General features: G+C 45.1%; 20 protein-coding genes. 14 read left to right on the top strand and 6 right to left on the bottom strand.

What is annotated here, in order from left to right; all coding sequences use genetic code 11:
* Window positions 1-126 precede the first annotated feature (126 nt).
* The 11 genes from murJ to JV36_RS0110600 all read left to right on the top strand — a co-directional run bounded on the left by murJ (window position 127) and on the right by JV36_RS0110600 (window position 14,864).
* Window positions 127-1,686 (top strand): murein biosynthesis integral membrane protein MurJ, encoded by a 1,560-nt coding sequence (murJ, locus tag JV36_RS0110550; protein ID WP_032096888.1) that lies wholly within the window; start codon window positions 127-129, stop codon window positions 1,684-1,686.
* 166 nt (window positions 1,687-1,852) lie between these two features.
* Window positions 1,853-2,773, top strand: a complete 921-nt coding sequence (gene ribF / locus JV36_RS0110555; protein WP_032096889.1) for a bifunctional riboflavin kinase/FAD synthetase — start codon at window positions 1,853-1,855, stop codon at window positions 2,771-2,773.
* A 128-nt stretch (window positions 2,774-2,901) separates the two neighbouring features.
* Window positions 2,902-5,721 carry an isoleucine--tRNA ligase gene (ileS, locus tag JV36_RS0110560; RefSeq protein WP_032096890.1) on the top strand — a complete coding sequence of 940 codons (2,820 nt, stop codon included), beginning with the start codon at window positions 2,902-2,904 and terminating at the stop codon, window positions 5,719-5,721.
* Window positions 5,714-6,265: a signal peptidase II gene (gene lspA, locus JV36_RS0110565; protein ID WP_032096891.1), complete on the top strand. Its 552-nt coding sequence runs from the start codon at window positions 5,714-5,716 to the stop codon at window positions 6,263-6,265. Before ileS ends, lspA begins: the two co-directional genes overlap by 8 nt.
* 11 nt (window positions 6,266-6,276) lie before the next feature.
* On the top strand, window positions 6,277-6,744 hold the full coding sequence (fkpB, locus tag JV36_RS0110570) for an FKBP-type peptidyl-prolyl cis-trans isomerase (protein WP_032096892.1): 468 nt from the start codon (window positions 6,277-6,279) through the stop codon (window positions 6,742-6,744).
* A 2-nt stretch (window positions 6,745-6,746) separates the two neighbouring features.
* Window positions 6,747-7,691 (top strand): 4-hydroxy-3-methylbut-2-enyl diphosphate reductase, encoded by a 945-nt coding sequence (gene ispH / locus JV36_RS0110575; RefSeq protein WP_032096893.1) that lies wholly within the window; start codon window positions 6,747-6,749, stop codon window positions 7,689-7,691.
* Window positions 7,692-8,163: 472 nt separating this feature from the next.
* A complete protein-coding gene (pilV, locus tag JV36_RS0110580; protein WP_052010264.1) occupies window positions 8,164-8,793 on the top strand; it encodes a type IV pilus modification protein PilV in 630 nt (209 codons plus the stop codon).
* Between the two features lie 92 nt (window positions 8,794-8,885).
* Window positions 8,886-9,758 carry a PilW family protein gene (locus tag JV36_RS0110585; RefSeq protein WP_032096950.1) on the top strand — a complete coding sequence of 291 codons (873 nt, stop codon included), beginning with the start codon at window positions 8,886-8,888 and terminating at the stop codon, window positions 9,756-9,758.
* A complete protein-coding gene (locus tag JV36_RS0110590; RefSeq protein WP_032096894.1) occupies window positions 9,755-10,318 on the top strand; it encodes a pilus assembly PilX family protein in 564 nt (187 codons plus the stop codon). Before JV36_RS0110585 ends, JV36_RS0110590 begins: the two co-directional genes overlap by 4 nt.
* An 8-nt stretch (window positions 10,319-10,326) precedes the next feature.
* Complete coding sequence (locus JV36_RS0110595; RefSeq protein WP_032096895.1) at window positions 10,327-14,400, top strand: PilC/PilY family type IV pilus protein; 4,074 nt, start codon at window positions 10,327-10,329, stop codon at window positions 14,398-14,400.
* Entirely contained in the window at window positions 14,400-14,864 is a 465-nt protein-coding gene (locus JV36_RS0110600; RefSeq protein ID WP_032096951.1) for a type IV pilin protein, read from the top strand. Before JV36_RS0110595 ends, JV36_RS0110600 begins: the two co-directional genes overlap by 1 nt.
* 58 nt (window positions 14,865-14,922) lie before the next feature.
* Here JV36_RS0110600 and JV36_RS0110605 read toward each other — a convergent pair whose 3' ends face one another.
* The 4 genes from JV36_RS0110605 to JV36_RS0110620 are packed head-to-tail and all read right to left on the bottom strand — an operon-like array spanning window position 14,923 to window position 17,310.
* Entirely contained in the window at window positions 14,923-15,219 is a 297-nt protein-coding gene (locus tag JV36_RS0110605) for a hypothetical protein (RefSeq protein ID WP_152561584.1), read from the bottom strand.
* Between the two features lie 36 nt (window positions 15,220-15,255).
* Window positions 15,256-16,125 (bottom strand): hypothetical protein, encoded by an 870-nt coding sequence (locus JV36_RS0110610; RefSeq protein WP_152561585.1) that lies wholly within the window; start codon window positions 16,123-16,125, stop codon window positions 15,256-15,258.
* Between the two features lie 58 nt (window positions 16,126-16,183).
* Complete coding sequence (locus JV36_RS0110615) at window positions 16,184-16,780, bottom strand: prepilin-type N-terminal cleavage/methylation domain-containing protein (protein WP_032096898.1); 597 nt, start codon at window positions 16,778-16,780, stop codon at window positions 16,184-16,186.
* Window positions 16,774-17,310 carry a hypothetical protein gene (locus tag JV36_RS0110620; RefSeq protein WP_032096899.1) on the bottom strand — a complete coding sequence of 179 codons (537 nt, stop codon included), beginning with the start codon at window positions 17,308-17,310 and terminating at the stop codon, window positions 16,774-16,776. Before JV36_RS0110620 ends, JV36_RS0110615 begins: the two co-directional genes overlap by 7 nt.
* Before the next feature lie 79 nt (window positions 17,311-17,389).
* Here JV36_RS0110620 and JV36_RS0110625 point away from each other — a divergent pair, with 79 nt between their 5' ends.
* Complete coding sequence (locus JV36_RS0110625) at window positions 17,390-17,773, top strand: type IV pilin protein (RefSeq protein ID WP_032096900.1); 384 nt, start codon at window positions 17,390-17,392, stop codon at window positions 17,771-17,773.
* Between the two features lie 25 nt (window positions 17,774-17,798).
* Here JV36_RS0110625 and JV36_RS0110630 read toward each other — a convergent pair whose 3' ends face one another.
* The gene (locus JV36_RS0110630; protein ID WP_081926603.1) at window positions 17,799-18,365 is read right to left on the bottom strand and encodes a GspH/FimT family pseudopilin; all 567 of its coding nucleotides are present in this window, start codon (window positions 18,363-18,365) and stop codon (window positions 17,799-17,801) included.
* A 286-nt stretch (window positions 18,366-18,651) separates the two neighbouring features.
* Here JV36_RS0110630 and nadE point away from each other — a divergent pair, with 286 nt between their 5' ends.
* Both nadE and JV36_RS0110640 read left to right on the top strand, forming a co-directional pair.
* Window positions 18,652-19,488 carry an ammonia-dependent NAD(+) synthetase gene (gene nadE, locus JV36_RS0110635; RefSeq protein WP_032096953.1) on the top strand — a complete coding sequence of 279 codons (837 nt, stop codon included), beginning with the start codon at window positions 18,652-18,654 and terminating at the stop codon, window positions 19,486-19,488.
* Window positions 19,489-19,490: 2 nt separating this feature from the next.
* Window positions 19,491-19,829 (top strand): P-II family nitrogen regulator, encoded by a 339-nt coding sequence (locus JV36_RS0110640; protein WP_032096901.1) that lies wholly within the window; start codon window positions 19,491-19,493, stop codon window positions 19,827-19,829.
* A 70-nt stretch (window positions 19,830-19,899) separates the two neighbouring features.
* Here JV36_RS0110640 and JV36_RS0110645 read toward each other — a convergent pair whose 3' ends face one another.
* Entirely contained in the window at window positions 19,900-20,385 is a 486-nt protein-coding gene (locus JV36_RS0110645; RefSeq protein ID WP_032096902.1) for an FKBP-type peptidyl-prolyl cis-trans isomerase, read from the bottom strand.
* Between the last annotated feature and the right edge of the window lie 23 nt (window positions 20,386-20,408).

Here is a 20,408-nt window from a genome sequence, read left to right on the forward strand (position 1 = left end):
CGCGGATTATAGCAATAAAATACGTAGAAATGCACAACTATTTTGAATAAATCATTTCACCTGCTAGCGCCTTTGGTTATCATGATCCGCTCACTCCCCCTTCGTTTACTCTATCGGAAAGCACACGTGTCACGGAAGTTAATCAAATCAGGCTTAATAGTCAGTGTAATGACCCTAGTTTCACGGGTTTTAGGTCTTGTACGAGACGTTGTCGTTGCTAAACTAATGGGTGATGGGGCTGCTGCCGATGTATTTTTCTTTGCCAATAAAATTCCTAATTTTCTACGTCGGCTTTTTGCTGAGGGTGCGTTTGCTCAAGCGTTCATCCCCGTGCTCACAGAAGTTCACAATAATGATGATAAGAAAGAACTGCGAGAATTTGTCGCTAAAGTAAGCGGCACCCTTGGTGGAATTGTTTTTATTGTCTCTATTGTGGGCATTATTGCATCGCCGGTACTTGCTGCATTATTTGGCACCGGCTGGTTTGTTGCCTGGCTACAAGGTGATGAAGCGGGGGATAAATTTGAACTTGCTTCAACCATGCTCAAAATTACTTTCCCATACCTCGCCTTCATTTCATTAACGGGGCTTTCTGGTGCCATTTTAAATACATTAAATAAATTTGCCGTTGCTGCGTTTACCCCCGTACTGCTCAATGTATGTATTATCGCCTGTGCTATATACCTATCGCCCAGTATGTCACAACCCGCGTTTGCTCTTGCGTGGGGAGTATTTATTGGTGGCATAGTACAATTTCTTTTTCAGCTGCCGTTTTTATTCAGAGCGGGCCTATTGGTAAAACCCAAATGGGGCTGGCACGATGAGAACGTGGTTAAAGTACGCACCCTGATGATCCCCGCATTATTCGGCGTCTCGGTTGGCCAAATTAATTTATTGTTCGATACATTTATCGCCAGCTTTTTAGTGACCGGTTCCATCAGCTGGTTATATTATTCCGACAGGTTACTCGAGTTCCCACTGGGCTTATTCGGCATTGCTATTGCCACTGTTATTCTGCCTACGCTATCTCGAAATCACGTCACCAATAACCCAAAAGCTTTCGCCGCGAATATTGATTGGGCGTTTCGAATGGTGTGTTTGTTAGGCATACCCGCGGCGGTAGGCCTAGGCACGATGGCACGTCCCATACTGACCGTCATTTTTCAGCGGGGCGCATTTACCGCAGAAACCGCTATTATGGCCTCTTATTCACTAACCGCTTACTCTTTTGGCTTAATAAGCTTTATGTTGGTGAAGGTACTGGCCCCGGGGTTTTATTCCCGCCAAGATACAAAAACGCCCGTTAGGTTTGGTATATGGTGCATGATTGCCAATATGGTGTTTAACCTCATTTTTGCCATTCCATTTGGGTATGTTGGATTAGCTATTGCAACAAGTATGTCAGCCACGCTAAATGCAGCGCTGCTTTACATTACATTGCGAAAGCAAGGTGTGTTCGAGTTAAGTAGAACTTCGCTACTGTTTATTGCCCGTGTCGTGATAGCAAGCACCGTTATGGGAGCGTTAATTTATTATCGCGACCGTGGACTCGCTTTCTTCGATCTAGCACTCTCTGAGCAAATGATAGACGTGGGGCTAACCATTTTGTTATCCGTTGGTGGCTTCCTTACTACCATGGTGCTTTTGGGAATGAGACCTCGGCACTTTCGAAGTGGTGGCGAATAAATAGCGAGTATAAGGGCAAGAATCGTGAAAATTGAGCCCGTCGGTATGGGAATTTGCCTGATTGCTGGAACGCTTGTCTCCTTGGCACGGCGCTTGGTAATTCGGGCGGGGTCAGCTATAATCGCGAGCTTTGAATTTCTAGCAGTTAAAAAGGTAGTGGTTAACAGTGGAATTTATCCGCGGGCTAAATAATGTAAAACCTCACCATAAGGGGTGTATTCTCACCATTGGCAAGTTTGATGGCGTACATAGAGGTCATCAGGCAGTACTCGCTAATGTGATGGAGAAAGCGAGCTCGCTGTCGTTGCCCGCCACTGTGATGGTTTTTGAACCGCAGCCAGAGGAAGTTTTCACGCCAGAAAAGGCACCCGCGCGTATCAGCCCACTTCGGGAAAAGTACGAATTGCTAAGCCAGCAGGGCGTAGACAGGCTGCTTGCCGTGCGCTTTAACGCTCAATTTGCAAAACAAAGCGCAGATACCTTTGTCCACGATTTGTTGGTTGATAAGCTGGGCGTTAAATTTCTTGTTGTAGGTGATGATTTTCGCTTCGGTTTTGGCCGCAAAGGCGACTTCACCATGCTAGAGGCTGCCGGGCGCCGTTACGGCTTTGATGTGGTTAGTACCCAAAGCTTCACTATGCATGCCCACCGCATAAGCTCTACTGCCGTGAGAGATGCACTGGCGCAAAGCGACTTTGGCCTAGCAACAGAAATGCTAGGTCGTCCGTTTGCTATTCACGGGCGAGTTGTTCACGGCGAAAAGAAAGGCCGGACCATAGGCTTTCCTACAGCTAATGTCATGCTTAAGCGTTTTAAAACACCTATTCACGGCGTGTTTGCGGTGAGGGTGGACATAGACGGTGAACATTATAATGGGGTTGCAAACGTTGGTACCAGACCCACATTGAATGGGGTTAGAAACCAGTTAGAAGTACATATTTTCGATTTGTCGGCAGACTTATACGGTAAGCCTATCACCGTGCTGCCTATGGCAAAAATACGAGATGAAATTAAGTTTGCTTCCTTTGAAGCATTAAAAGATCAAATACAGGCCGACGCCGCCAAGGCGCGCCTGTTGTTAGCATAGTTAATCGTGATAAAGTCGCAGCGCGCATTTAAATGCAACTAAATGCAAGTGCAGCGGCATCATATAACGCCTTCGCAGTGTCATAACGACATTGGATGAAACTTAAGGTAACCGGATAAAACAATTTTATGAGTGATTACAAAGCCACATTGAACCTTCCAGAAACTGCGTTTCCTATGCGTGGTAACCTTGCTCAGCGCGAGCCAAAGATGCTTAAAGACTGGCAGGAAAAAGGGGTATATACCAAGATCCGCGAAGCTAAAAAAGGTAAAAAGCCTTTTATTCTTCACGACGGCCCTCCTTATGCGAACGGCAACATTCATATTGGACACGCGGTTAACAAAATTCTCAAAGACATTATTGTTAAGTCAAAAAACCTGTCTGACTTTGACTCTCCTTACGTTCCGGGGTGGGATTGTCATGGTTTACCTATTGAGCTTATGGTTGAGAAAAAAGTAGGAAAGCCAGGTAAAAAGGTCACCGCTGCCGAGTTTCGTCAAAAGTGTCGCGACTATGCGCAAAAACAAATAGACGGTCAAATGGCTGATTTCAAGCGTTTGGGCGTATTCGGTGAATGGAATAATCCTTATAAAACAATGGATTTTTCTTCTGAAGCCGACATTATCCGAGCGTTAAGTAAAATTGTAGATTCAGGGCACCTTGAAAAAGGGTTTAAACCTGTTCACTGGTGTACAGACTGTGGTTCGGCCTTAGCTGAAGCAGAAGTTGAATACCAGGATAAAGTATCGCCAGCTATCGACGTGAAATTTCCGGTTGCAGATTCGGCAGCCATTGCGTCGGCATTTGGCGTAGAAGAGAGCGATCTGCTTGCTCACAATACTGGGGTCGTTATTTGGACCACCACACCGTGGACATTACCTGCAAACCGCGCGATAAGCTTACACCCAGAATTAACCTATACCATTGTTGAAGTTCAACCTTCAAACGATTGGTATGTGGTAGCTCAAGACTTGCTTGAAAGCTGCATGACTCGCTACGGTGTAGACGAATTCCGCGAAGTAGCAACATGTACCGGTGAAGCGCTAGATAAGCTTAAGGTTAATCATCCGTTTTTAGATATTAAAATACCACTTATTCTTGGCGACCACGTGACCACTGAGTCAGGTACGGGTTGTGTACATACTGCGCCTGCTCATGGTGTTGACGATTTCAATGTAGGCAAGCAATACGATATTGAGGTGTATAACCCAGTAGGTAATAACGGTGTTTATCTTGAAAATACGCCGTTATTTGCAGGTCAGTTCGTGTTTAAAGCGAACCAACCCATTATCGACACTGTTCAAGAAAAGGGAAACCTTGTTTTGAACGTGAAATACGAGCACAGCTATCCACATTGCTGGCGTCATAAAACGCCAATTATTTTCCGTGCAACGCCGCAGTGGTTTATCAGTATGGATAATAAAGGGTTGCGCGGGGAGTCGTTAGAGCAAATTAAGCAAACCAAATGGATCCCTGAGTGGGGCCAAAACCGCATTGAGAAAATGGTGGAAGGGCGTCCTGACTGGTGCATCTCTCGTCAGCGTACGTGGGGTGTTCCTATTCCACTTTACGTTCACAAACTCACTGGTGAAGTGCATCCTCAGTCTTCCTCTCTCATGGAAAAAGTCGCGTTAGAAGTAGAGAAGAAAGGTATTCAAGCCTGGTGGGACATCGACGATGCACAGCTTTTAGGCAGCGATGCGGATAGCTACGATAAAGTGACTGACACACTAGACGTATGGTTCGACTCTGGTGTCACCCATTACTTTGTGGTTGACCGTAGAGAAGACCTTCCTGCAAGTGCTGACCTTTATTTAGAAGGTTCAGATCAGCATCGCGGTTGGTTCATGTCGTCACTCATATCGTCAACTGCAATGCACGGTCATGCGCCGTACAAAGAAGTACTCACTCACGGATTTACCGTTGATGCCCACGGTAAGAAGATGTCTAAGTCTGTGGGTAATGTGGTTGCACCACAAGAAGTGACTAATAAGCTAGGCGCCGATATTCTGCGTTTGTGGGTTGCGTCGACAGACTATCGCGGTGAGATTGCGGTTTCTGATGAAATTTTAAAACGCGCAGCAGATTCTTATCGTCGAGTTAGAAACACGGCTCGTTTCCTACTAGCAAACCTCAACGGATTTAATGTGGAAGATGCGGTAGCCGAAGAGGAAATGGTTGCGTTAGATCGCTGGATTGTTGCACGAGCAAAAGCATTGCAAGACGAACTTTTTGAAGCGTATGAAAAGTATGATTTGCTTGTGGTAACGCAAAAAATCATCCACTTCTGCTCGATTGAGCTTGGCTCGTTCTACCTTGATGTTATTAAAGATCGTCAGTACACCGCTAAATCAGACGGTATAGCACGTCGCTCTTGCCAAACTGCCATGTACCATATCATTGAAGCGTTAGTTCGCTGGATTGGTCCCATCACCAGCTTTACAGCCCAAGAAATCTGGGAAGCACTGCCTGGCAAACGCAGTGAATTCGTATTTACTGAAACATGGTACGAAGGCTTTAACGGCTTCACACAAAGCGACACCTTTAATGATGACCTTTGGCATAGCGTTATCAGCGTGAAAGACGCCGCTAACCAAGCAATGGAAAAAGCCCGAAAAGAAGGTCAGCTAGGAGGCTCGTTAGAGGCAAGCATCAGTCTTTATGCCACAGAGTCTTTATACAATGCGCTTTCAAGCTTCGACAATGAGCTTCGTTTCGTTCTGATTACCTCAGGTGTGTCACTGACCCTTGTGGACAGTAAGCCAGCTGACGCGCAAGAAACCGATGTTGATGGTTTGTGGTTGAGCGTGAGTAAAGCGAAAGGCGAAAAATGCGTGCGCTGTTGGCATCACTTAGAAGATGTTGGTACTCATGCTGGCCACGAAGAGCTGTGTGGACGTTGTGTAACCAACATTGATGGCGAAGGGGAAGTTCGTCAATATGCCTAATTCCAACGTGTCAGGTAATAGGCTCTTTAGTCAAACTGGTCTGCGTTTTTTATGGATAAGCGTGGTGGCATTTGTTCTTGACCAATGGAGCAAGTATGCGGTGTTAGACTCGATGAACTTGTATCAATCGATAGAAGTTCTTCCGTTTTTTAACCTGACTTATGTACATAACTACGGCGCAGCATTTAGCTTTTTGAGCAATGCCGGTGGATGGCAGCGTTGGTTCTTTACCGCTATCGCCATCGGTATCAGTGCGGTAATCTTGTGGTGGCTTAAACAGTCGCCACGGTCACAAAAGCTTTTACCAGTGGCTTTTGCGTTTATTCTTGGTGGTGCACTTGGTAACGTCTACGACCGTTTAGTGCATGGTTATGTCATCGATTTTCTTGATTTCTACGTAAACAATTGGCACTGGCCTGCGTTCAATATTGCCGATAGTGCAATTTTTATTGGAGCAGGTTTATTGATTGTAGATATGTTTAAGAACGGTGATAAACATACAGACAAACCACAGGCTGATAGCAGCAAAACTTCACAGCAGTAATCGGAATAGATATGACAGACTCATTAGTAATAGGTAATGACAGCGAAGTTATCCTTCACTTCGACTTGAAGTTAGAAGATGGCTCTGCGGCGGACAGTACCCGGGTTAATAATAAGCCGGCGAAAATGGTAATGGGTGATGGAAGCCTTACTCCTAATTTTGAAGCCTGTCTTTTAGGTTTGAAAAAAGGCGATAAGAAAGCGTTCACGTTAGAAGCGAACGATGCATTTGGCGAGCCTAACCCAAACAATATGCACTACATGGACAGAAGCCGCTTCGGCTCAGATCTGAGCATCGAAGAAGGCATGATCTTGGCATTCGCTCAGCCAGATGGTTCGGAAATTCCAGGCATAATCCGAAGTGTCGCGGGAGATTCTGTAACGGTTGACTTTAATCATCCGCTTGCAGGACAAACCGTCGTCTTCGATGTCGAGATTGTTGATGTTAAATCTGGAGCTAGCGCTCAAGGCGAGAAATAACTATGCAAATTCATTTAGCTAATCCACGAGGCTTTTGTGCCGGCGTTGACCGCGCAATCACGATAGTAGAGCGCGCTTTAGAGATGTTTGAACCGCCTATCTATGTACGCCATGAAGTTGTGCACAACAAGTTTGTTGTTGATGGGCTTCGCGAGCGCGGCGCACTGTTTGTGGATGAGCTTCATGAAGTGCCAGACGACAGCATTGTTATCTTTTCGGCGCATGGCGTGTCACAGGCCGTGCGCAAAAATGCGACTTCGAGAGGCCTGAAAGTATTTGACGCTACCTGTCCATTAGTGACTAAGGTGCATATGGAAGTCACCCGTGCGAGTAAATCTGGAACTGAATGCATTTTAATTGGGCATGCAGGGCACCCGGAAGTTGAAGGCACTATGGGGCAATATAGCAATGAAGATGGCGGCATCTACCTTGTCGAGTCAGAAAGCGATGTTGAAAAACTGACGGTCAAAGACCCGTCAAGGCTCTATTACTGCAGTCAAACTACGCTGTCGGTAGATGATACCGCTGACGTTATCGACGCGCTACGCGCGAAGTTTCCCGCTATTAATGGTCCTCGTAAAGACGATATTTGCTACGCTACGCAAAATCGACAAGATGCGGTACGCGATTTGGCAACAGATTGTGATGTGTTGTTGGTAGTAGGGGCGCAGAATAGCTCTAACTCCAATCGTCTGCGTGAGCTTGCGGAGAAGATTGGCGCAAAAGCATATCTCATTGCCGATGCAAACTGCATTCAACAGTCTTGGCTAGAAAATGTTAACCATGTTGGCGTTACCGCTGGCGCTTCGGCTCCTGAAGTACTTGTGCAAGGGGTTGTGGATCGACTTAAAGCATGGGGAGCCGTTTCTGCTTCCGAACGTTCGGGTAGAGAAGAGAACGTTGAATTTGCGGTGCCTAAAGAGCTTCGAGTGAAGCAGGTAGTGTAAGTAGGTGGGCGTAAGCAAATGGGTGCAAGCAAGTAGGTGTAAGCGCAATAACGTTGCACTCGCTTAACAAAGGTAGCAAAGACTAAAGCTATCAAGGCGCTATCACAATACCTCAGTGAAGCTAAAAAAACCGCAGTTTTTACTGCGGTTTTTTTATGCTAAAGGCTACTGGCGCAAATCAGAAAAGAATGGATAATCATACCGATAGCATTATGTTTGCCAAATACGGTTGTCGATGAATATTCCGCTGATTACCTGTGTAGGCCAAGAGATTTCGAGAGAGATGGTAAATACATTTGGCTTAGCTTTGGTATTAAGAGTGAAAAAACTAAAAGGCATGATGTTATTAAATTATACGTTTTAATCATCAAAGATACTTTTTTTAGTACGCTTACCGTCTAAACTGCTGTACTGGCATTAATGTAAATGACTAATAGTTGGTTAGACAATTATGGCAACGCATAAGGAAACAATGAAGCACGTTAAGGATAACCCCATTATCTCGCAACGAGGCGTAGGATTAATTGAGATCCTTATTACCCTATTTATTCTTGCTGTAGGGTTGTTAGGTGTTGCTGCGCTTCAATTTACCGGGTCATTTGCCAATAAAGATGCAATTAGCAGAACACAAGCCGAATTAGTCGCCGCACAAGTGGCTGAGCGTTTGCGCGCAGCAGCACGGCCGGCGACTGTTGGTGATGGTATGGTAGTAAATAATGCCTATTTCTCCAGCAATTCATACAACTTCTCCACATTAAGCTGCACCGGCTCTAGCCAACCTTATCAGTGTTTTTGTCTAACTCGCCCAGCCGGTGTTCCCAACTGCGAAAGTAATAACTGCACAGAACTGCAGATGGCGGAGTACGATGGATGGGCGTTATCCTGCTCGGCGGTGCAAACTAACCCACAAACCGAGATTGCAGTGAGTTGCGATGACAATAATAGTGCAGATATTTATTCCTGCAGCACTGGGTCGCGCATTGAAGTGATGTTGACATGGCCTGTTGCGTCTTCGAGCACGCGACAATACACCAAGAATAGCCGATGTAATCCGGATACCGGCGATAGTAATGCCTGTGTTGTTAAGGATATTACGTTATGAGGCGCTCAAATGTGTGCTTAGCTATTTTGTTTAAGAGCCGCTCTTTTAAAAGGCGTGTTTCCAAAAGCAGTGTTTCTTTCAATACTGATCATATGAACAATAATTACATAGGCGCACCTAGAGCTAACCAAGGCGGTTTTTCATTGGTGGAGTTAATGATAACCCTCACCCTTGGACTTATTATCTCAGGTGCCATCATTCAGGTATTGGTAAGCAGCAGCGTAACAAATAAACTCAATCAGGCGGTGTCGCAGGTACAGGAATCGGGTCGTTTTATTATGAGTCGACTGTCGAGTGAGTTTTACGAAGTAGGTCGTTACGACCTTATCACTGCCAACGTGGATACGTCCGTGGATACTGTAGCCGAATCAGCCTACATTCAGAATAATCCTGTTGCCATCCCCGGAGATTTCATTAACAGCGCTACGCTAGGCAGTATTCAAACCACTAGCGGTGGAAATGACAAGCTAGTGGTGAATCTTTTGGCTGCTAATGATTGTACCGGTAGCAGACATGGCTACCCGGTGGACACCGAATTTCACGTGGTGAATCATTACTTTGTTGTTGGCAGTGAGCTTAAATGCACTGGCTTTGATGGAAGGGTACTTCGCGGCCTTAAATCTCAAACGGTGTCTCCAGTAACGGTTACCTTATTAGATAATATCGAAAGTTTTCAAATTCAATTTGGCGTGTCAGATACGGTAACGACATCACAGGGGCAGGCGGTTACTTACGTTACATCTGACCAGATTGGAAACTTACGTACATTGAATCAACAGGTTGTCTCACTTCGGTGGGCGCTCATGTTAAAGAGTTATCAAAATGAAGTGCGCCAAACGAACGCACAAAAATTTGCATTACTTAACGAAGCCGCAAAAACCATGGATACAGCACATTACTATCAGGTCTTTTCTAAGACACTTGCGCTTCGCAATATGAAAAATTTTGTTAGGAGTTCACGATGAAACAGCGTGGTTTAGTCATGGTGTTTGCACTACTTGTACTGCTTTCTATCACCGTATTAGGTGTGAGCGCAGTCACTAGCAGCTTATCGCAATCGAAAATGGCCATGTCGATGCAGCAAAGCGGTCTAGCATTTGATGCGGCCGAATCAGCAATAGCCGGAGTGTTCTTTGAGTCAGAGGATGAAGTGTTACTTGCTGACGATACGTTAACCGATCCGCTCTCAGAGGCAAGGCAGGGTACTATTTTCGACCCTAATGCAGATGAAATGAGCTGTTTTGATGAAGGAGACTGGACGGACAGGCATATGACTGCCGGTGGTTTAACTACGGGAAGTCGTCACGTTACTTCAGGAAATTATCAGTCGTCTATGTCGACTAAAAGTTGGTCTCGAACTGCTTTTATACGAGAACAGGCTTGTCGAGGCTCGAGCAACGTTATTGGTGGCAGCAATGTTAACTGTCATGTTTTTATTATTAGAGGATGTGGGAAGGTTTCTGGTAAGCCTTCAGTGGTAGCAAATTCACTAGCCGCGTCGGTCTTTGGCCCAGCATCTCAATAGGTAGTAATATGAAAAAGTTAATAAGCTCCTTCACATCAACGGTTTTATTTAGCTGCATTGCGTTCTCCGCCATTGGTGACGATTTAGATATCTACCTTGGAAATGCGGATAGCGCAGTAACCTACAACCCTAACGTTATTTTTATTATGGACTCATCAGGGAGTATGGGGGCTTATGATGGCACGAGTCAGTCTCGAATGCTGCGAGTACAAAACGCATTAAAAGAAGCCCTCGGTTCAGCGACGAATATCAATGCCGGCCTTATGCGCTTTTCTGATTACGGTGGTCCAATTCTTTACCCTGTGAGAGATATAGACGATGCGGTTCGCCCTGAAATTGTGGTATCTACCGGTTCGAGCAACAACGATGCCCACGAGATAGACGGCTCGGTAACCACATCTTCAAATGAAGTTATCCTAAGTAAAGGTACCGATATCGTTACCTCTGGGATGCGTTTCGAAACACTGCAAATTCCACAAGGCGCCACGATTGTGAGCGCAAATATTCGTTTTACGTCAGAAGGGTTTAATATTGCTGACACCTCATTAGTTATTTCTGCAGAGGCACAGGCCGACAGTACAGCGTTCAGCACATCTTCAAACAACCTCTCCTCAAGACCTAAAACGGCCACAAACGTAGAGTGGTTGGCAGGAAACAGCTTCCCCACAACAGGAGAGGTTATTACCACGCCAGATATCAGCGGTGTCATACAAGAAGTCGTCGACCTCAACGATTGGTGCGGTGGTAAAGATCTTAACGTACTCATTGAAGGCACTAGCATAACAGGGCTGAGCGATCGCCGAGTAAGAGCCATCGATGAGGGGCTGAGCGGTGCACCGCAGCTGGTCGTATCTTATGACGACACAACGGCAACGGGATGCACCCAAGGGGAAAGCGTTTATCAAGTTGCGAGTCAGCGTGATAATTCAGAAGAAGACACCAATGGCTATCCGAATACTGGCACAGAATTGACTTTTTACAGTGCTTATAACGATGATATCGCAGTTCGTTTTCGTAATTTAAACCTACCGCAAGGTGCAGAGATTACCGAAGCCTACTTAGAGTTTACCTCTAACGCCAACAGAACCTATTCTAATGCCAGTATGCGCATTAGGGGAGTGGCACAAAATGACGTTAATGATTTTCATCCAGAAAGGCGTTACCGGTTACGAGATTTACCGAAAACCTCTGGCATAGTCTGGTCTATGCCGAGTTTCTATTACCAAAACGTTTATCGTACGCCAGATATAAGCAGTGTTGTTAAAGAAATTGTGGACCGCTCAGGGTGGCAAGCCGGTAATGATATGGCGTTTGTGCTCGATAATTTTAACTCTTATCGAAGTGCATATACCTACAACGGTTCGGCTTCCCGTGCGCCAAAGTTAATTATTAAATTTAATGGGGCGGCTACACCGGGTGCATCGGCAACGGTACGTCAACACCTAATGAGTAAGGTAGACGAACTCAGCGCAAATGGGTTCACTCCGATTGTCGATACTCTTTATGAAGCCGCTAGTTATTATGGTGGTAATGCGGTGTATTACGGCCTTGAGCGGGGTAAAAATGACGTCAATAACTCAGTAAGACGCAGTACTCGAGTCAGTCATCGTTCTTCTTATATTGGCGGTGACCCCATTCGTCCATCCGGTTGCTCTGAAGGAAACCTTTCCGATAGCGACTGTATTAATGAGCGAATTCCGGTAGGCGCAAACTATATTTCGCCAGTCTCAGACCTTCAATGTCAAACCAATAATCATATTGTGTTGTTGTCAGACGGTGAGGCTAATAACAATCATAGCGTGGATGAAATTCAGGCGTTGCTAGGTGAAAACTGTACCGGTAACGGCGGTGAGAAATGTGGGCTTAATTTAGTCAAAAATATCAGTAAAGCGGAAACCTCAGCCATTGGACCTCGAGTAATAACCCACACCATAGGTTTTGCTGCTAACAGTACCGCCAATAACTTCTTAAACCAGCTTGCTCTTCAAAGCGGTGGGGGATTCTACCAAGCGGATAACAGCGAAGATTTGTTAGCCGCTTTTAATACCATATTGCGTTCTGTTAAAGACGTTAATGCCACCTTTGTATCGCCAGGTGTGGCGGTAAATCAGTTAAACCGTTTAACCCATCGAGATGAGCTTTATTTCGCTTTATTTAAGCCAAGCGAAGGCGCTATTTGGCCTGGGAACTTAAAGCGCTATCGTTTGAGTGGGGATGATGTTTTGGATAAAAACGATTCAAGTGCGGTAGACAGTGTTACCGGCTTCTTCTCTGAAAGTTCGCATAGCTATTGGTCTGTGTTTGCCGACGGTAATGATGTGAGAAATGGTGGCGCTGCGAGCAAACTCACTTCTGAACGCAATCTGTATGTGTTTGACGGGGTGGGTTCAATTGTTAGCAGCACTAACGAGCTGCACGAAGACAATGGTTCAATTACTGAGTCGGATTTGGCTATTGAGGATGAAACTGATGCCGAGGCGCTGCGGGACGTTTTATTGAAATGGGCGCGCGGTGTGGACGTTAAGGATGAAGACGGTGATGGCAGTACACGTGACTTTGTCTCTCGAATGGGCGATCCAATTCATTCACAACCCATCATAGTGAACTACGGCACCAATGATTCAGCCATATTTGTGGCAACCAATCACGGTATGCTGCACTCTATAGATACAGAAACCGGCGATGAAAACTTTGCCATTATGCCAAAAGAATTATTGCCTAACATTGAGCACTTTTATAAGGATGCGTCGTCATTTGATCATAAATATGGGCTAGATGGCGATATGGTGCTGCGAACTGTTGGTAACAAAATGTACCTTTACGTTGGCATGCGAAGAGGTGGTCGTAACTATTATGTTTTTGATGTCACGCAAAAGACATCACCAAAACTTGAATACAAACTTGAAGGTGGCACTGGAACCTTAAGCAAGCTCGGTGAAACCTGGTCTAGACCCACCATTACCAAAGTTAAGATAGGTGGCGTGGTAAAAGATGTCATGATTGTTGGCGGTGGCTATGACAATGCTCAAGACAATAGAATTGTAAGGTCGGGCGACGCTGTTGGTAATGCAGTCTTTATGTTTGATGCCAATACTGGCGCGCTGTTATGGCATGCCAGTAACGCTGATGCCAATTTAAACCTAACGAATATGCAATACAGTATTCCAGGTCGAGTTTCTGTGATAGACAGGGATAACGATGGTTTGGCCGACCATATGTACGTGGCCGATACGGGCGGGCAGCTATTTAGACTTGATATCTATAATGGTGAAACAGGGGCCGACTTTATCAAGGGCGCTCGATTAGCCGACTTTGGCGGTGATACGGCAGAGTCGAATCGCCGTTTCTATTACGGCCCTGATGTGTCCGAAGTCGCTTTAGGTGATGAGTTGTATTACGGCGTGGCACTAGGCAGCGGCTGGCGTGCATCACCGTTAGATACGGCGGTGGAAGATAACTTCTACATGCTTAAAGACGACGGCGTATTTAACCGCGATACAGACGGTGACTATAAGTTTATGTCAACGGTGTTTGAAAGCGATATGTATAACGCAACCAGCCATGCATTGACCAGCTCGGTTGAGTCTGAGCGAGAGATTGCAGCTCAGGACTTTGCCAATAAAGCTGGATGGTACCTCAACCTTTCCACTGGGGGGGAGAAGGTATTGTCATCACCGCTGATCATTGACTATAAAGTATTCTTTACTACGTATGTGCCATCTTCAAGTAGCACGAGTGCCTGTGCACCGCCTACTGGCAACAGTCGGGCTTACTTGGTTAATTTGTTTAACGGTAATGCCCTTACAGATCTAAATATCAACGGTATTCTTGATGACGGTGACCGTGCTGCGGATCTTAAACAGACGGGGATTGCGCCAGAAACCAAAATTCTGATTGAGAGCATTACCAGTCCGGTTGTGTGTTTAGGTACAGAGTGTGTTTCTGCTGTTATTGAAGTAGATGAGGACGGAAACGACGAAGCATGTACCTCTGCCTTTGAATGTTTGGGGCAGAATATTTACGGGCGATTCGAGCGTATTCAGCGCGGAAGTTGGCATTCAGAGACAGAGCGAGAGCAATAATTGTGAGTAAGGTAAAACAACAGGGCTTTTCACTGATTGAGCTAATGATTGTAGTGACTATTATTGGCATTATTGCAGGTATTGCATATCCCTCTTATCAGGGGGTTATAGCTGATGGCTACAGAGGAACAGGGCAAGCTGACTTACTCGCCTTCGCTGCTGCCATGGAGCGGCATCAAAGCGGTTCGTTCAGTTATGAAGGAGCTGGCAGTAGTGGAAGCAACACGGGGGCGCCTGCTGTATTTGCCACCTATTCACCATCTTCAGAAAATGCGGCAAGCAAGCGCTATAACTTAACGATTGTTGCCGCAAATGCCACTAGCTATGAGCTCAAGGCCACGCCTGTGAGCGGCTCTGGGCAAGCAGACGATGGCGCCTTATTTTACTTCAGCGATGGTCGAAAAGGCTGGGATAGAAACAACAATGGCTCACTAGACACTGGCGAGTACTGTTGGTCTTGCTAACTTATTATTGGGAGCGCTTAAGACTGAAACTACAAGAAGATAAGCTAAGGGATTATTGTTAATGTATACGTGTTAAATGGCCCAATTCTTGAACATCGGCCCAGGCTTGCTCATAGCTATCAATCATCATTTGCTTTCTCGCACTGTTTATATCGGTATTGCGAGAAAGCTTCTTGTCATAAATGGCAATCCATAGCGATTCAGTGTGAGTATACGCTCCAACCATACCCACTGTGACTGATAAAAATAGGGCAGTCGCTATAAGTACTTCAACCAATGCGCCTCCGTGTTGCGCGCGCTCTCTATTTAAATGATGTCGGTTTTCACAACACATTCTGCTCATGGTTTTCATCATATCTCTCTGTCTCTCAAAATAGTGTTTATGGCTGCATTAAAACTGTGCATGCCAGCTACCGGGAACAGCAATAATTTTAGCCAGCTTGGGTGCCCGTTGAAGAGTGCGCAAAAGATGTGGCGAGTATGTGACGGCACCATCATTTTGCAAAGTAATAGTATGTGAGGAGGTGAGAGCTCCATTTATGCTAGCACCGTGCTCCACTGTCGCAGAGTAAGCAATTCCATTGTCTGATAATAAAATGATCACGCCGTAAAAAGACGTTCCGCCTAGCACAGTTAAATGACCGTTTTTAATGATAAGCAGCATCGGATTTGTACTGCTGCTATGCTCTACGTCGTTGTTGTTAAGTTCACAATCTCCGTTAATCCAATGCATGGTTGCCTCATCTAAATCGGTACATGAACTTGCAACAACACTTAACGGAAAATAGGTTGGCACTAGGGCAGAAGCGCTTCTGTTAAAAAGCCACTGGGTGAGGTGTGTATCTGGTGTGGTGGCCTGTAGTTTTGTAGGTATTTTGATAAACGATGGGTATCGTAAAAAACGTTGTTTAACTTTGGTATCGGTTTTAGCGTGATGCAGCGCTATATCGAAGGCTTTCACCGTTTGAACGTTATCGCCAAGATAATTACTAGATACAATAGTGTGTGCTATTGATGTATTACCTAGTGCAACTGTGTTGGGAGGTTGAGTACGAAGCTGAGAGCTAATATTGCGCATTTCTTTTTTTGTGTCTAAGTAGCGTTCCTGGGTAACTCCTAAAGCTTCCTGAATTGCTTGAAAGTCACTAACTGCAACGGTTACGCTAGTTAAGGTGAATGCCGCAATGCTCAGAAGTACAAGCACAGACGAAATAATAAAAAGACCTTGCTGTTTTCGTCGGTAAGTGCACAGCGTCTTCATTGTAACTGAGATGCTCTTTAACAAAGAGCGAGTGAATAATAAGCTACTCAACAACGCGCTATTTAACATTGGCCACCTCCACAATAAATGTTGTTGAGGCTTCAACGCCAGAAAATACACTGCTAAAGGCTTTGATGTATATTTCATAGGCAACTCCCCATCCACTTACATGCAATCGGGTAATCGAAAATTCACTCACGCTAACATCTTTGGTGTCGGTTAAGTCTTGCCAGTGAGTTTGCGAACAGCTTCGTTTCCCAACGCGATATTCAATAGCCTTATTTCGTAATCTAAAACCAAAAAACTCATTTGGGGTAAGCGTAATAGTGCCGTCACTGTTTTTGTCATAAGAGAAGGTAAAACAGCTATTTGGCGCTTCGGAGCTAAAACGAGAAACATCGATAGACGGCAGGCTTGCATGAGAGACGGCAAGCTGTGTCGCTATTGGTTGCTCTATATAGCCTGCTTGTTCTAAGTGAGCAGTAATCACATGCTGCAGTGATTGAAATTCGGCTTCAATGGCAACGGTATGTTGAACTTTTAACAGCGCACTGTAAAAGAATGCAGTATGACGGGACGCCAAAACCAGTAAAGTGCTTGCTATACCAGTGGCCACAAGCAGCTCAACTAGGCTAAACCCTTTACTTTTCAACATGTGGCAACACCGCTTAGGCTGGATGTGGAGCAGTGTTTAATTCGTCCTAAGGCGCTTATCACCACCTTGCCAGAATGAGACGGGCTTTTTACCGTGATTGTCGTATTGTTTGAGAAGTTTACCGCGCCGAATTTGCTAAAGGTAACAATGCGATTCTTATTGTTCGCGGTTGTCAGAGTCATTCCTGATTGCGTTGCTAAGAATGCATACTCTTTTCCATCAATGCTACAGGCACTGGGGGCTGAGCAATCACAGGATACTAGTCGGCTACTTCCCGCACATTGTCCACCAGTAACGTCTACCACAAATGACACATTTGATTGTGAGGCTACGGCGACTACTTTTGCAGTCTCTGCAAGGCTACTGATATGACGAAGAGCCTGTTTAAACTTGTTCGCCTCGTGCCACTGTGCAAAGGAAGGCGCAGCTAAAAGCAGTGTAATAATGAAGATGGAGAGTGTGACCATTAGCTCTAGTAATGTTAAACCAGCTATGTGCTGTTTGTACTTAACGGCGTTGTTATAAACCATGCTTGGGGTCGGTTATGCCATATAGGGTGAATTGATATGGTTAATCTATAGGGAAATTGAGACGCAGGTAATCTGTACTATGGAAGGTAATTGTTTTAAAAAGAGAGGGCTTACCCTTGTTGAGCTGTTAATTGTATTGTGTATTGTGGGTATTTTAACCACATTAACAATGCAGTCTTATGAATCAGGGAAAAGGGTAACGTCTCGCTATTTGGCGAAAAGCCACATGATAAAACTTCAGGCCATTCAGTCGCGGTATTGGCTTAGTAGCGGAGCCTTTGTTCCGCTATCAAAGTTACCTAACATAGACACTGGCGGTGTAAAAATTAAGGAAGTAGCGAGCAGTAATAGCCATTACGAGTTTAAGGCAGTGCTCACGTATTTTGATAGCAAGGCCCCTTGCCGGACGCTTGTTGTCACCAACACGGCTTTATTGCCAAGGCAGTGTTGGTTAGCTCATTAAGCTCAATACTTATGAACAGCTTAACTTATGAACAGCTCAAATCTGCACCTGTTAAGTCTTCTTTCGTGCCATCTCCATCACTGTCTATGGCCACTGAAATTCGGCCGTACAGCGAGAGAAGCAGTGCTGACGCATATTCGCTGCTATTGTCTTTTGGGCAGAGCGTAATGGTGGCTGCTTGACTTATGCCGCCTTGCTCGTTGAAGGTGATAGTGCCCGATATGCCGTAAATTGTATTTGCGCTATTGAGTGGATCGCTGGTGGTGATAAGCGTTTCAGAAGTATCACGGGAGCCGTTACCATTGTCATCAACAAAAATCATGGTGGCGTTTTTCCAGCTGCTCACACAGCTTGTGTAATTTTTGGTTGGACACATAACTACGTTTGATTGCTCATCTACTGCTGTAAATCGAGCACGCTGGGCCACTGCACTTAAGCTGTTAAGGTCTGAAGTGATCCTGCTTTTTATCAGAATGCTTTGTATAGCAGGGGCAACCGTCGTTAGCATAATAGCAACAATCGCTATGGCAATGAGCAGCTCTAATAGGGTGAGCCCTGCTTGGTTTACTGTAACCTGTCTATTATTTTTCATTCGACTTTTTATCATAATTACTCAAAGTTCTTGGTCAAAATCTGACACTTTTTTAATCCCGTATGCAGAATTTGATAAACAAAAACGCCAACATTTAGCGTACACTAAAGTGGTTGGGCATAGCGTATGTTTTACTTCTATTGCGCATAGTTCGCTATACGTCTTTATGATAAGCCTACTACACGTACTACGATTAACGGTGGCATTTAATCTTGCCACTAACATCTATACGGATAATATCGTAAACTCACCGACTAAGACGCTTAAAAAACATGTGGATATTATGATGCAAAAACAAGCAGTTATTGAAGAGATGCAAGTGCTTCCTGAAATCGATGTTGAATTTGAGGTAGCGCGAAGAGTGTCATTTATTAAAAAACAGTTGCTCACCTCAGGGTTAAACTCTTTAGTGCTAGGTATTAGCGGCGGGATAGATTCATGTACTTTGGGCAAATTAGCACAGCTTGCCGTCAATGAATTGAACAAAGAAAATCATGAAAACTACCAGTTTATAGCGGTAAGACTTCCTTATGACACCCAAGCTGATGAAGATGATGCACAGCAATCTATCGATTTTATTCAACCCTCACATTCTGTGACCGTTAATGTTCAGCCAGGCGTTGATGCCATACATACTTCTACAACCAACGCTCTGAAAGAGACGGGGTTGCTTCCAAACAGTACTGCCAAACAAGACTTTGTGAAAGGCAACGTGAAGGCGAGAGCGCGTATGGTCACGCAATATGAGATTGCCGGCATGGTGGATGGGCTTGTGCTAGGTACCGATCACTCGGCTGAAAATATTACAGGGTTCTATACTAAATACGGCGACGGTGCTTGCGACCTAGCTCCGCTTTTTGGTTTAAGTAAACGCCAAGTTAGAGCATTGGCATCGCACTTAGGTGCGCCTCATAACGTGATTACTAAAGCCCCCACAGCTGACTTGGAAAGCCTGTCTCCACAGAAAGCAGATGAGCAAGCGCTGGGAATGACTTACGATCAAATCGATGATTTTCTTGAAGGTAAGCCAGTTTCCGCTGAAGTGGAAGAGAAATTGCTTTATATTTATGAACGTACACAGCATAAGCGTGTACCCATTCCAACAATCTATGATGAGTTGTAGTTATGAAAAAAATTGAAGCTATCATTAAGCCATTTAAAATGGACGATGTAAGGGAAGCATTAGCTGAGGTCGGTATTGCAGGGATGACCGTTACTGAGGTAAAAGGTTTCGGCAGGCAGAAAGGGCACACTGAACTTTACCGCGGCGCTGAATACCAAGTCGATTTTCTCCCTAAAATTAAGGTTGAGTTAGTGCTCGACGACGAGCGCGTGGAACAAGCATTAGATGCTATTCAGTCGGCTGCCAAAACAGGTAAAATTGGCGACGGCAAAATATTCGTTTATAACGTAGAAAGTGCGGTTCGAATCCGAACCGGTGAGCAGAACGAAGACGCTATCTAATTAATACGGTGCTGATAGAGCGCAAAAAAGGGAGCTTGTTGCTCCCTTTTTTTACACTATAGCGTGTGGCTTAGTGGTCGTGTCCGCAACCTTCAGGTCCGTGCACATGTCCATGCTCGCGCTCTTGCTCAGTCGCTTCACGAATATCTACTACATTAACGTCAAATGTTAATGGAATACCCGCCAAAGGATGGTTACCGTCAACAACCACTTCTTCATCATTCGTTTCTATAATAATGACAGACTGTTCGCCTTGCGGTGTAGTGGCACGAAAAGACATGCCTACTTCAACTTCTGTACCTTCAAACATTGAACGAGGAACGGTTTGAACTAACTCGTCTACACGCTCTCCGTATGCTTTTTCAGGCTCGATAGACACGTTGAAGCTATCGTCTTTGTCTTTTCCAATTAATGCGTCTTCTAGTCCCTCAATAAGGAAGCGTTGACCAAGCAACACGACTAGCGGTTCTTTTCCTTCAGAAGAATCCAATGTGGTTCCATCTTCGGTTGAAACAGTATAGTGAAGTGTTACAACGCTATCAGAGGTAATAGTCATATAAAATCCTAAGTTTTCCCATG

The organism is Alteromonas sp. LOR (assembly GCF_000753865.1).
Classification (GTDB): domain Bacteria; phylum Pseudomonadota; class Gammaproteobacteria; order Enterobacterales; family Alteromonadaceae; genus Alteromonas.

Bases quoted from the DNA above. Each gene is read 5' to 3' on its own strand.
- ileS (WP_032096890.1), top strand. From the start codon at position 2,902: ATGAGTGATTACAAAGCCACATTGAACCTTCCAGAAACTGCGTTTCCT.
- lspA (WP_032096891.1), top strand. From the start codon at position 5,714: ATGCCTAATTCCAACGTGTCAGGTAATAGGCTCTTTAGTCAAACTGGT.
- fkpB (WP_032096892.1), top strand. From the start codon at position 6,277: ATGACAGACTCATTAGTAATAGGTAATGACAGCGAAGTTATCCTTCAC.
- ispH (WP_032096893.1), top strand. From the start codon at position 6,747: ATGCAAATTCATTTAGCTAATCCACGAGGCTTTTGTGCCGGCGTTGAC.
- pilV (WP_052010264.1), top strand. From the start codon at position 8,164: ATGAAGCACGTTAAGGATAACCCCATTATCTCGCAACGAGGCGTAGGA.
- JV36_RS0110585 (WP_032096950.1), top strand. From the start codon at position 8,886: ATGAACAATAATTACATAGGCGCACCTAGAGCTAACCAAGGCGGTTTT.
- JV36_RS0110590 (WP_032096894.1), top strand. From the start codon at position 9,755: ATGAAACAGCGTGGTTTAGTCATGGTGTTTGCACTACTTGTACTGCTT.
- JV36_RS0110595 (WP_032096895.1), top strand. From the start codon at position 10,327: ATGAAAAAGTTAATAAGCTCCTTCACATCAACGGTTTTATTTAGCTGC.
- JV36_RS0110605 (WP_152561584.1), bottom strand. From the start codon at position 15,219: ATGATGAAAACCATGAGCAGAATGTGTTGTGAAAACCGACATCATTTA.
- JV36_RS0110610 (WP_152561585.1), bottom strand. From the start codon at position 16,125: ATGAAGACGCTGTGCACTTACCGACGAAAACAGCAAGGTCTTTTTATT.
- JV36_RS0110615 (WP_032096898.1), bottom strand. From the start codon at position 16,780: ATGTTGAAAAGTAAAGGGTTTAGCCTAGTTGAGCTGCTTGTGGCCACT.
- JV36_RS0110620 (WP_032096899.1), bottom strand. From the start codon at position 17,310: ATGGTTTATAACAACGCCGTTAAGTACAAACAGCACATAGCTGGTTTA.
- JV36_RS0110625 (WP_032096900.1), top strand. From the start codon at position 17,390: ATGGAAGGTAATTGTTTTAAAAAGAGAGGGCTTACCCTTGTTGAGCTG.
- JV36_RS0110630 (WP_081926603.1), bottom strand. From the start codon at position 18,365: ATGAAAAATAATAGACAGGTTACAGTAAACCAAGCAGGGCTCACCCTA.
- nadE (WP_032096953.1), top strand. From the start codon at position 18,652: ATGCAAAAACAAGCAGTTATTGAAGAGATGCAAGTGCTTCCTGAAATC.
- JV36_RS0110640 (WP_032096901.1), top strand. From the start codon at position 19,491: ATGAAAAAAATTGAAGCTATCATTAAGCCATTTAAAATGGACGATGTA.
- JV36_RS0110645 (WP_032096902.1), bottom strand. From the start codon at position 20,385: ATGACTATTACCTCTGATAGCGTTGTAACACTTCACTATACTGTTTCA.